Genomic DNA, 10,230 nt, shown 5'->3' on the forward strand with positions numbered 1-10,230 from the left:
GCACCTCGGCGAGCGCGACGGCGGGCAGCGGCCGCTCGCCGCTGGTGACCACCACCGCGGTACACCCCGTGGCCAGCACCGGCGCGAGCACGCTCACCAGTCCCAGCAGCGACGACCGCTGCGGGGCCAGCACCCCCACCACCCCGGTGGGTTCCGGTATGCTGAACGAGAAGTACGGCCCGGCCACCGGGTTCGCCGCGCTTAGCACCGACGCGATCTTGTCGGTCCAGCCCGCGTAGTACACCCACCGGTCCACCGCCGCGTCCACGACGGCCTCCGCCTTGCGGCCGGACAGCCCCTCGGCCTCGCCCACGCGGGCGACGAACTGCTCCCGCCGGTCCTGGAGCATCTCCGCCACCCGGTAGAGCACCTGGCCCCGGTTGTACGCCGTGGCGCCGGACCAGCCGCCGAACGCCTTCCGCGCCGCGGCCACCGCGTCCCGCAGGTCCTTGCGGGAGGCCTGCGCGGCGTTGGCCAGGAACCGCCCCTTGGGGTCGGTCACCGGGTAGCTGCGGCCCGACTCGGACCGCGGGAACTTCCCGTCGACGTAGAGCTTGTGGGTCTTGGCCACCTCAACTCGTGACATGCAGATACGCCTCCAGACCCGTCCGGCCGCCCTCGCGCCCGAAGCCGGACTCCTTGTAGCCACCGAACGGCGCGGCGGGATCGAACCGGTTGAACGTGTTGCCCCAGACCACCCCGGCCCGCAGCCGCTCGGCCAGCCACAGCATCCGGGAGCCCTTTTCCGTCCACACCCCCGCCGAGAGGCCGTAGGGCGTGTTGTTCGCCTTGGCGACGGCCTCCTCCGGGGTGCGGAACGTCAGTACCGACAGCACCGGGCCGAAGATCTCCTCGCGGGCGATGCGCATCGACTGCGCGACGTCGGAGAACACGGTCGGCGCGAAGAAGTACCCCCGCTCCGGCAGCGCGCACGGACTCGTCCAGCGCGTGGCCCCCTCGGCGTCGCCGGAGTCGGACAGCTCCCGGATCCGCGCGAGCTGCTCGGCCGAGTTCACCGCGCCGATGTCGGTGTTCTTGTCGAGCGGGTCGCCGAGCCGCAGCGTGGACACCCGGGCGCGCAGCCGCTCCAGCAGGTCGTCGGCCACCGACTCCTGCACCAGCAGCCGCGATCCGGCGCAGCAGACGTGCCCCTGGTTGTAGAAGATCCCGTTGACGATGCCCTCGACCGCCTCGTCCAGTGGGGCGTCGTCGAACACGACGTTCGCCGCCTTGCCGCCGAGTTCGAGGGTGAGCCGCGTGCGCGTGCCCGCCAGCGTCCGCTGGATGCCCTTGCCCACCTCGGTGGACCCGGTGAACGCGACCTTGTCCACGCCGTCGTGTTCCACCAGGGCGGCGCCGACGTCCCCGGCGCCGGGCAGGATGTTCACCACCCCCGGCGGCAGGTCGGCCTGCTGACAGATCTCGGCGAACACCAGCGCCGTCAGCGGCGTGGTCTCGGCCGGTTTCAGCACCACGGTGTTGCCCGTGGCCAACGCCGGGGCGATTTTCCACGCCAGCATCAGCAGCGGGAAGTTCCACGGGATCACCTGGCCGGCCACCCCGAGCGGGCGCGGGTCCGGGCCCAGGCCCGCGTGGTCGAGCTTGTCGGCCCAGCCCGCGTGGTAAAAGAAGTGCGCCGCGGCCGTCGGGATGTCGGCGTCCCGCGACTCCCGGATCGGTTTGCCGTTGTCCAACGTCTCCAGCACGGCCAGCTCGCGTGCGCGTTCCTGGAGCAGTCGGGCGATGCGGAAGACGTACTTGGCGCGCTCGGCGCCGGGCATGGGTGCCCAGGTGCGCTCGAACGCCTTGCGCGCGGCCTTCACCGCCGCGTCCACGTCGGCCGGACCCGCCGTGCCGACCTCGGCGAGCACCTCCTCCGTGGCCGGGTTCACCGACCGCAGCGGCGTGCCCGAGCCGTCGACGAACTCGCCGCCGAGGAACGGCCGGTACCGCGCCTTCAGGTCGGCCACCTCCCGCGACTCCGGTGCGGGTTCGTACTCCCAGAGATTCACGCCCATCAGTCCAATGCCAGGTAGTCGGGGCCGCTGTAGTGGCCGTCCAGCTGGGTGCGCCGTTGCGACAGCAGGTCGTTCAACAGACTGGAGGCGCCGAAGCGGAACAGCGACGGCGTGAGCCATTCCCCGCCCGCGACCTCGTGTACGGCGACCAGGTACCGCACTGCCTCCTTGGTGGTGCGGATCCCGCCCGCGGCCTTCACCCCGCGCCGCGCTCCGGTGGCCCGGTGGAAGTCCCGCACCGCCCGCAGCAGGACGTGGGTGCCCGGCAACGTCGCCGCCGGGGACACCTTGCCGGTGGAGGTCTTCACGAAGTCACCGCCCGCCAGCAGCGCCAGCCAGGCGGCCCGCCGGACGTTGTCGTAGGTGGCCAGCTCCCCCGTCTCCAGAATCACCTTCAGGTGCGCCCCGGCACACGCCTGCCGGACCTCGCGGATCTCCTCGAACACCGTCCCGTACCGGCCTTCCAGGAACGCGCCCCGGTCGATCACCATGTCGACCTCGTCCGCACCGGCCTCGACCGCGAGCCGCACGTCGGCGAGCTTGACCTCCCGGCTCGACCGCCCCGAGGGGAACGCGGTCGCCACGCTCGCGACCCCGACGTCGCTCCCGGCCAGCGCCGCGACCGCGGTGGGTGCCAGGTCCGGGTAGACACACACCGCCGCCACCGGGGGTGTGTCGGGCCGCTCGGGATCGGGGCGCCGCGCCTTGGCGGCCAGCGACCGCACGCGGCCGTGCGTGTCGGCGCCCTCCAGCGTGGTCAGGTCCACCATCGAGATCGCCGCGTCGATCGCCCACCGCTTCGCCGCCTTCTTGATGCTGCGGGTGGCCAGGGTCGCGGCACGCTGTTCGAGACCGACCCGGTCCACTCCGGGCAGGCCGTGCAGGAACCGGCGCAGACTTCGCTCGTCGCGGATGGCGTCGGCGAGCTCGGCCGGCAGGGTAGCTGTTGCCATGGCGGAGAGGGTATCGGTCACGGCGGGCCGATCCACGGGCTCGGCGGCACCGGTCCCTCCCCCGCGGGGGCCGGATTCAGTCGGTCTCGTCCCGCTCGCCGCCCCGTCGCTCTGGATCGCGGGGCACCCGTTTCACCTCGACCCCGCCCATCAGGGCCAGCCCGTTGATCCGCACGACCGGGGCCCCGGGCGGTGCGGAGTCGGACGCGCCCTTCCTGTTCTTCGTCTCGAACGCACCCATGAACCCGAGACCGGTCACCTCGACGACGATGTCGTCGGGGACCGTGATGTCCACACCACCCATGATCGCGACCGCGGTGATGGTGCAGTGCTTCTCGGCGTAGCGGGCCTGTCGCAGGTCGATCTCGACGCCGCCCCAGAACGCGAAGCTGTTGTGTTGTGCGGGCAGCACCCAGTTGCCCTTGCGGTCGGCCCCGGACATCACCGCGATCGAGGACGTCGACCCCGGGGTTCCCCCGATCCGCTGCTCCGGTGGTGCCGCCGCGGCGGGCGGGGTGCCGGGTGCCCACGGCGCGATCGACGCCCCGGGCAGGTCGGTCAGCACCGGTTCCAGCTCGCCCAGCGTCTTCGCCGCGTACACGGTGCCGAGCCGTTCCTCCAGCTCGCTCATCGTGAGCCGCCCCTCGCCCAGCGCGTCGTGCAGGATCCGCGCGACCCGCTCCCGGTCGGCGTCCGAGGCCCGCATGTGTGTGTACTCGCCGTGCCCGGTTTCGTCGTCCACATGATCAGCCTAACGATCCCGACGTCCGGGCTCACCCCGTTCTCCGCGTCCGCCATGGGCCGACTCCACGCCGTTAGGGTGACGGCCATGGATGTGCACGTCGTCGAACACCCGTTGGCCAAGGCCCGGCTCTCCACGATGCGGGACGCGCGCACGGACAGCGCGGCCTTCCGCGCGGCGCTGCAGGAACTCACCGTCATGCTGACCTACGAGGCCATGCGGGAGGCGCCGCTGCTGACCGAGCGCATCCACACGCCGGTGGCCCGGACGGACGGCTTCCGGCTGGCCGATCCGCCGTTGCTGGTGCCCGTCCTGCGGGCCGGTCTCGGCATGGCCGACCAGGCACACAAGTTGATCCCGGACGCGCAGATGGGCTTCGTGGGGCTGGCGCGCGACGAGGAGACGCTGCGCCCCACGCCGTACCTGGAGTCGCTGCCCGAGTCGCTGGCGGAGCGCCCGGTCGTCGTGCTCGACCCGATGTTGGCCACCGGCGGCTCGATGGAGTACACGATCCGGCTGCTCACCGGACGCGGTGCCACCGACGTCACCGCCGTCTGCGCGCTCGCCGCACCGGAGGGGCTCGCGTGTCTGGAGGAGTCCGGGCTGCCCGTGCGCGTGGTGACCGCGAGCGTCGACGAGCGCCTCAACGAGTCCGGCTTCATCGTTCCCGGCCTGGGGGACGCGGGCGACCGGCAGTACGGACCCCTCTGAATCTCCGCGTACGGGCGCCTGAGCTGCGAAGATCGAAAAAGGGGACCCCCCTTTCGGGTGGGGTTGGTGGGGTGTGTAGTGTTTACTTCGTCGCCGGGGAGACCGGACGGGCCCTCCGAGAGGGGGAGTTCGGGTTACTCGGTGGGGGAACATGAACCAAGCTCCCATGGTTGTGGTAGAGTGGGTGTTCCTCGCTTCGGGTGAGTGGTTGCCCCCCTTGTCAGAGCCTTTCGGGGTTGTTGTTAGGGTGGGTGTCGCTCGGAGGGAATAACCGGGTAACACTTTATGGTGTTGTTTGAGAACTCAACAGTGCGCTAGTGATTGTCAGCTAGTAGAGCTTTGATGCCTCACCTGTTTTGGTGGGTGGGGTTTGCCCCTTTTTTGTGGGTTTCTTTGAGACATTTGGGTCTCGGATTGAATTCATTGTTGGAGAGTTTGATCCTGGCTCAGGACGAACGCTGGCGGCGTGCTTAACACATGCAAGTCGAACGCTGAAGCCGCTTTCGGGTGGTGGATGAGTGGCGAACGGGTGAGTAACACGTGGGCAATCTGCCCTGTACTCTGGGATAAGCCTTGGAAACGGGGTCTAATACCGGATGGGACACTGCTTCGCATGGGGTGGTGTGGAAAGCTTCGGCGGTACGGGATGAGCCCGCGGCCTATCAGCTTGTTGGTGGGGTGATGGCCTACCAAGGCGACGACGGGTAGCCGGCCTGAGAGGGTGACCGGCCACACTGGGACTGAGACACGGCCCAGACTCCTACGGGAGGCAGCAGTGGGGAATATTGCACAATGGGCGGAAGCCTGATGCAGCGACGCCGCGTGAGGGATGACGGCCTTCGGGTTGTAAACCTCTTTCGCCCGGGACGAAGCGTCACAGTGACGGTACCGGGAGAAGAAGCACCGGCTAACTACGTGCCAGCAGCCGCGGTAATACGTAGGGTGCGAGCGTTGTCCGGAATTATTGGGCGTAAAGAGCTCGTAGGCGGTGTGTCACGTCTGCCGTGAAAACCTGCGGCTTAACCGTGGGCGTGCGGTGGATACGGGCATCACTTGAGTTCGGCAGGGGAGACTGGAATTCCTGGTGTAGCGGTGGAATGCGCAGATATCAGGAGGAACACCGGTGGCGAAGGCGGGTCTCTGGGCCGATACTGACGCTGAGGAGCGAAAGCGTGGGGAGCGAACAGGATTAGATACCCTGGTAGTCCACGCCGTAAACGTTGGGCGCTAGGTGTGGGACGCTGTTCACGTGTCCCGTGCCGTAGCTAACGCATTAAGCGCCCCGCCTGGGGAGTACGGCCGCAAGGCTAAAACTCAAAGGAATTGACGGGGGCCCGCACAAGCGGCGGAGCATGTGGATTAATTCGATGCAACGCGAAGAACCTTACCTGGGCTTGACATGCACCGGATCGCCTCAGAGATGGGGTTTCCCTTGTGGCTGGTGCACAGGTGGTGCATGGCTGTCGTCAGCTCGTGTCGTGAGATGTTGGGTTAAGTCCCGCAACGAGCGCAACCCTTGTCCCATGTTGCCAGCGGGTTATGCCGGGGACTCGTGGGAGACTGCCGGGGTCAACTCGGAGGAAGGTGGGGATGACGTCAAGTCATCATGCCCCTTATGTCCAGGGCTTCACACATGCTACAATGGCCGGTACAGAGGGTGGCGAGACCGTGAGGTGGAGCGAATCCCTTAAAGCCGGTCTCAGTTCGGATCGTAGTCTGCAACTCGACTGCGTGAAGTCGGAGTCGCTAGTAATCGCAGATCAGCAACGCTGCGGTGAATACGTTCCCGGGCCTTGTACACACCGCCCGTCACGTCATGAAAGTCGGTAACACCCGAAGCTCACGGCCCAACCGTTCGCGGGGGGAGTGGTCGAAGGTGGGACTGGCGATTGGGACGAAGTCGTAACAAGGTAGCCGTACCGGAAGGTGCGGCTGGATCACCTCCTTTCTAAGGAGCCTTCGGCTCGTTGGAGTCTATTGTGAACCTCTACTAGTGGTGCCGGGTCTGGTGCGTGCCGTGGTGGTGCGCGGGCCGGGTGCTCGCCGGCCGGGTGGTCGCCCCTCGTTGTGGGGGTGGGCACGTCGGGTGGGTGTGGTGATTGCTGGTGCACTGTTGGGTGTCTGAGGCAGCACCGTGGGGTGTGTGTCTTGGGTGTGGTGTTTGAGAATTGCAGAGTGGGTGCGAGCATCTTTGTGGTCAAGTTGTGTAGGGCACATGGTGGATGTCTGGGCATCAGGGGCCGATGAAGGACGTGGGAGGCTGCGATAAGCCTCGGGGAGCTGTCAACCGAGCTGTGATCCGAGGATGTCCGAATGGGGAAACCCGGCACCCGTGATGGGGTGTCACCCGCACCTGAATGTATAGGGTGTGTGGAGGGAACGCGGGGAAGTGAAACATCTCAGTACCCGTAGGAAGAGAAAACAACCGTGATTCCGTGAGTAGTGGCGAGCGAAAGCGGAGGAGGCTAAACCGTGCACATGGTGAGAATGGTCAGGTGTTGTGTGTGCGGTGTTGTGGGGTGTCCGTGTCCGGGGTCTGACCGCCTCGGGGGCGTGGTGTGTGGCTAGCGGAACACGTTGGGATGCGTGGCCGGAGTGGGTGAGAGTCCCGTACGCGAAAGTCGCATGGCTGTGTCTGGCGGATGTTCCCGAGTAGCAGTGGGTCCGTGGAGTCTGCTGTGAATCGGCCGGGACCACCCGGTAAGCCTAAATACTTCCTGGTGACCGATAGTGCACGAGTACCGTGAGGGAAAGATGAAAAGTACCCCGGGAGGGGAGTGAAAGAGTACCTGAAACCGTGTGCCTGCAAGCCGTCAGAGCCTTCGGGTGATGGCGTGCCTTTTGAAGAATGAGCCTGCGAGTTAGTGCTGCGTGGCGAGGTTAACCCGGGTGGGGGAGCCGGAGCGAAAGCGAGTCCGAAGAGGGCGTGTGAGTCGCGTGGTCTAGACCCGAAGCGGAGTGATCTACCCATGGCCAGGGTGAAGCCCGGGTAAGACCGGGTGGAGGCCCGAACCCACCAGGGTTGAAAACCTGGGGGATGAGCTGTGGGTAGGGGTGAAAGGCCAATCAAACTCCGTGATAGCTGGTTCTCCCCGAAATGCATTTAGGTGCAGCGTCGTGTGTTTCCCGCCTGGGGTAGAGCTACTGGATGGCCGAGGGGGCTTACCGGCTTACCGAAGTCAACCAAACTCCGAATACGGGTGGGTGAGAGCGCGGCAGTGAGACGGCGGGGGACAAGCTCCGTCCGTCGAGAGGGAAACAGCCCAGAACACCAGCTAAGGCCCCTAAGTGTGTGCTCAGTGGGAAAGGATGTGGAGTCGCAGAGACAACCAGGAGGTTGGCTTAGAAGCAGCCATCCTTGAAAGAGTGCGTAATAGCTCACTGGTCAAGTGGTTCTGCGCCGATAATGTAGCGGGGCTCAAGCACACCGCCGAAGCTGTGTCACTCACACAGTCGATCCGCACCGTCCGTTCGCGGGGGGTGTGCAGTCGTGTGGGTGGGTAGGGGAGCGTCCCGCATCCGGGGAAGCGGCGAGGTGACTCAGTCGTGGAGGGTGTGGGAGTGAGAATGCAGGCATGAGTAGCGAAAGCGCAGTGAGAATCTGCGCCGCCGGATGACCAAGGGTTCCTGGGCCAGGTTGTTCCGCCCAGGGTAAGTCGGGACCTAAGGCGAGGCCGACAGGCGTAGTCGATGGACAACGGGTTGATATTCCCGTACCCGCGTGTGCGCGTCCCTGGTGAGGCAGGTGAGACTAACCACCCATCCGCCGGCGTGGTCTCTTCGGAGGCCCGGTGGTGGGGTGCGTGGGACCTGATCCTGTAGTAGCCAAGCGAGGGGGTGACGCAGGAAGGTAGCCCCGCCAGTCAGTGGTGATACTGGTGTAAGCGTGTGGCCCGGCCGGTAGGCAAATCCGCCGGCCCTTGAGGGTGAGGCGCGAGGCATAGCCGTTGAGGCGAAGCAGGGTGATCCTCCACTGCCGAGAAAAGCCTCTAGCGAGTGCGCATGCGGCCCGTACCCCAAACCGACACAGGTGGTCAGGTAGAGAATACCGAGGCGAGCGGGTGAACTGTGGTTAAGGAATTCGGCAAATTGCCCCCGTAACTTCGGGAGAAGGGGGGCCACGGCACCTGAAGCCCCGCGCGGGCTAGGGTGTTGCGGCCGCAGAGACCAGCGGAAAGCGACTGTTTACTAAAAACACAGGTCCATGCGAAGACGTAAGTCGAGGTATATGGACTGACGCCTGCCCGGTGCTGGAACGTTAAGAGGACCCGTTAACCTTTCGGGGTGAAGCGGAGAATTTAAGCGCCAGTAAACGGCGGTGGTAACTATAACCATCCTAAGGTAGCGAAATTCCTTGTCGGGTAAGTTCCGACCTGCACGAATGGCGTAACGACTTTCCGGCTGTCTCAACCACAGCCCCGGCGAAATTGCACTACGAGTAAAGATGCTCGTTTCGCGCGGCAGGACGGAAAGACCCCGGGACCTTTACTACAGCTTGGTATTGGTTTTCGGTTCGGCTTGTGTAGGATAGGTGGGAGACTGGGATGTGGCCACGCCAGTGGTCGCGGAGTCGTTGTTGAAATACCACTCTGGCCGGATTGGGAACCTGAACCTCGGACCGTGACCCGGTTCAGGGACAGTGCCTGGTGGGTAGTTTAACTGGGGCGGTTGCCTCCTAAAAGGTAACGGAGGCGCCCAAAGGTTCCCTCAGCCTGGTTGGCAATCAGGTGGCGAGTGTAAGTGCACAAGGGAGCTTGACTGTGAGACTGACGGGTCGAGCAGGTGCGAAAGCAGGGACTAGTGATCCGGCACTTCCTGGTGGAAGGGGTGTCGCTCAACGGATAAAAGGTACCCCGGGGATAACAGGCTGATCTTGCCCAAGAGTCCATATCGACGGCATGGTTTGGCACCTCGATGTCGGCTCGTCGCATCCTGGGGCCGGAGTAGGTCCCAAGGGTTGGGCTGTTCGCCCATTAAAGCGGCACGCGAGCTGGGTTTAGAACGTCGTGAGACAGTTCGGTCCCTATCCGCCGCGCGCGTTGGAGACCTGCGGAAGGCTGTCCCTAGTACGAGAGGACCGGGACGGACGAACCTCTGGTGTGCCAGTTGTCCCGCCAGGGGCACGGCTGGTTGGCCACGTTCGGAAAGGATAACCGCTGAAGGCATCTAAGCGGGAAGCCCGTTCCCAGATGAGGTCTCCCACCACCCTCGAGTGGGTAAGGCCCCCCACAGAACATGGGGTTGATAGGCCAGACATGGACGCACAGCAATGTGTTCTCGAGTGGACTGGTACTAATCGGCCGAGGGCTTGACCACAAAAATGCTACGCACCCACTCTGCAACTCTGAAACACCACCCCCTCGACACGCCCGCGCGGGGACTGTTTCACGGGGTTGTTCGGTGGTCACAGCGGTAGGGGACACGCCCGGTCCCATTCCGAACCCGGAAGCTAAGCCCACCAGCGCCGATGGTACTGCACCCGCACGGGTGTGGGAGAGTAGGACACCGCCGAACACACAACATGACGAGAAGGGCCCGCCGGGGTTGGCCAGACACCAACATCGGCGGGCCTTTCGGCGTGTCCAGTTCCATAGTGGTGACCACGGTCGAGTGCGGAATGCGCGGTCGAGGGTCGAGGACGGCAGGGAGAGGTTCATGTCCGATTTCGGTGGACGCGGTGCCGACCGCGGCGAGTCCGGTCGCACCGGTGACAGGCGGACGAACGGTCCCGGTCCGCGCGGTCCGCGCGGCGACGGTGGTCGTCGGGACACCGGCGGGCGGGACCACGGTTCCCGGCGCGGCGAGC

5 protein-coding genes and 3 rRNA genes are annotated in these 10,230 nt (G+C 65.5%); 4 read left to right on the forward strand and 4 right to left on the reverse strand.

Annotated elements, in window-relative coordinates:
• The 4 genes from SACHA_RS20425 to SACHA_RS0105335 all read right to left on the reverse strand — a co-directional run.
• Positions 1–586, reverse strand: a 586-nt coding sequence (locus SACHA_RS20425) for an aldehyde dehydrogenase family protein (RefSeq protein WP_039738036.1), incomplete at its 3' end; no start/stop codon positions are given.
• On the reverse strand, positions 573–2,018 hold the full coding sequence (locus tag SACHA_RS0105325) for an aldehyde dehydrogenase family protein (RefSeq protein WP_019807760.1): 1,446 nt from the start codon (positions 2,016–2,018) through the stop codon (positions 573–575). The genes SACHA_RS0105325 and SACHA_RS20425, both read right to left, overlap by 14 nt.
• A complete protein-coding gene (gene deoC / locus SACHA_RS0105330) occupies positions 2,018–2,971 on the reverse strand; it encodes a deoxyribose-phosphate aldolase (RefSeq protein WP_019807761.1) in 954 nt (317 codons plus the stop codon). Before deoC ends, SACHA_RS0105325 begins: the two co-directional genes overlap by 1 nt.
• Positions 2,972–3,047: 76 nt before the next feature.
• On the reverse strand, positions 3,048–3,713 hold the full coding sequence (locus SACHA_RS0105335) for a DUF1707 SHOCT-like domain-containing protein (protein WP_019807762.1): 666 nt from the start codon (positions 3,711–3,713) through the stop codon (positions 3,048–3,050).
• An 87-nt stretch (positions 3,714–3,800) separates the two neighbouring features.
• Between SACHA_RS0105335 and upp the strand changes: the two genes are divergently transcribed.
• The 4 genes from upp to rrf all read left to right on the forward strand — a co-directional run bounded on the left by upp (position 3,801) and on the right by rrf (position 9,938).
• Complete coding sequence (gene upp, locus SACHA_RS0105340) at positions 3,801–4,424, forward strand: uracil phosphoribosyltransferase (RefSeq protein ID WP_019807763.1); 624 nt, start codon at positions 3,801–3,803, stop codon at positions 4,422–4,424.
• A gap of 423 nt (positions 4,425–4,847) precedes the next feature.
• A 16S ribosomal RNA gene (locus tag SACHA_RS0105345) occupies positions 4,848–6,372 on the forward strand.
• Positions 6,373–6,619: 247 nt separating this feature from the next.
• Positions 6,620–9,740, forward strand: a 23S ribosomal RNA gene (locus SACHA_RS0105350).
• A gap of 80 nt (positions 9,741–9,820) precedes the next feature.
• Positions 9,821–9,938, forward strand: a 5S ribosomal RNA gene (gene rrf, locus SACHA_RS0105355).
• The 16S, 23S and 5S rRNA genes sit together here, the layout of an rRNA operon.
• Positions 9,939–10,230 lie beyond the last annotated feature (292 nt).

The organism is Saccharomonospora halophila 8, assembly GCF_000383775.1.
GTDB classification, from domain to species: domain Bacteria; phylum Actinomycetota; class Actinomycetes; order Mycobacteriales; family Pseudonocardiaceae; genus Saccharomonospora; species Saccharomonospora halophila.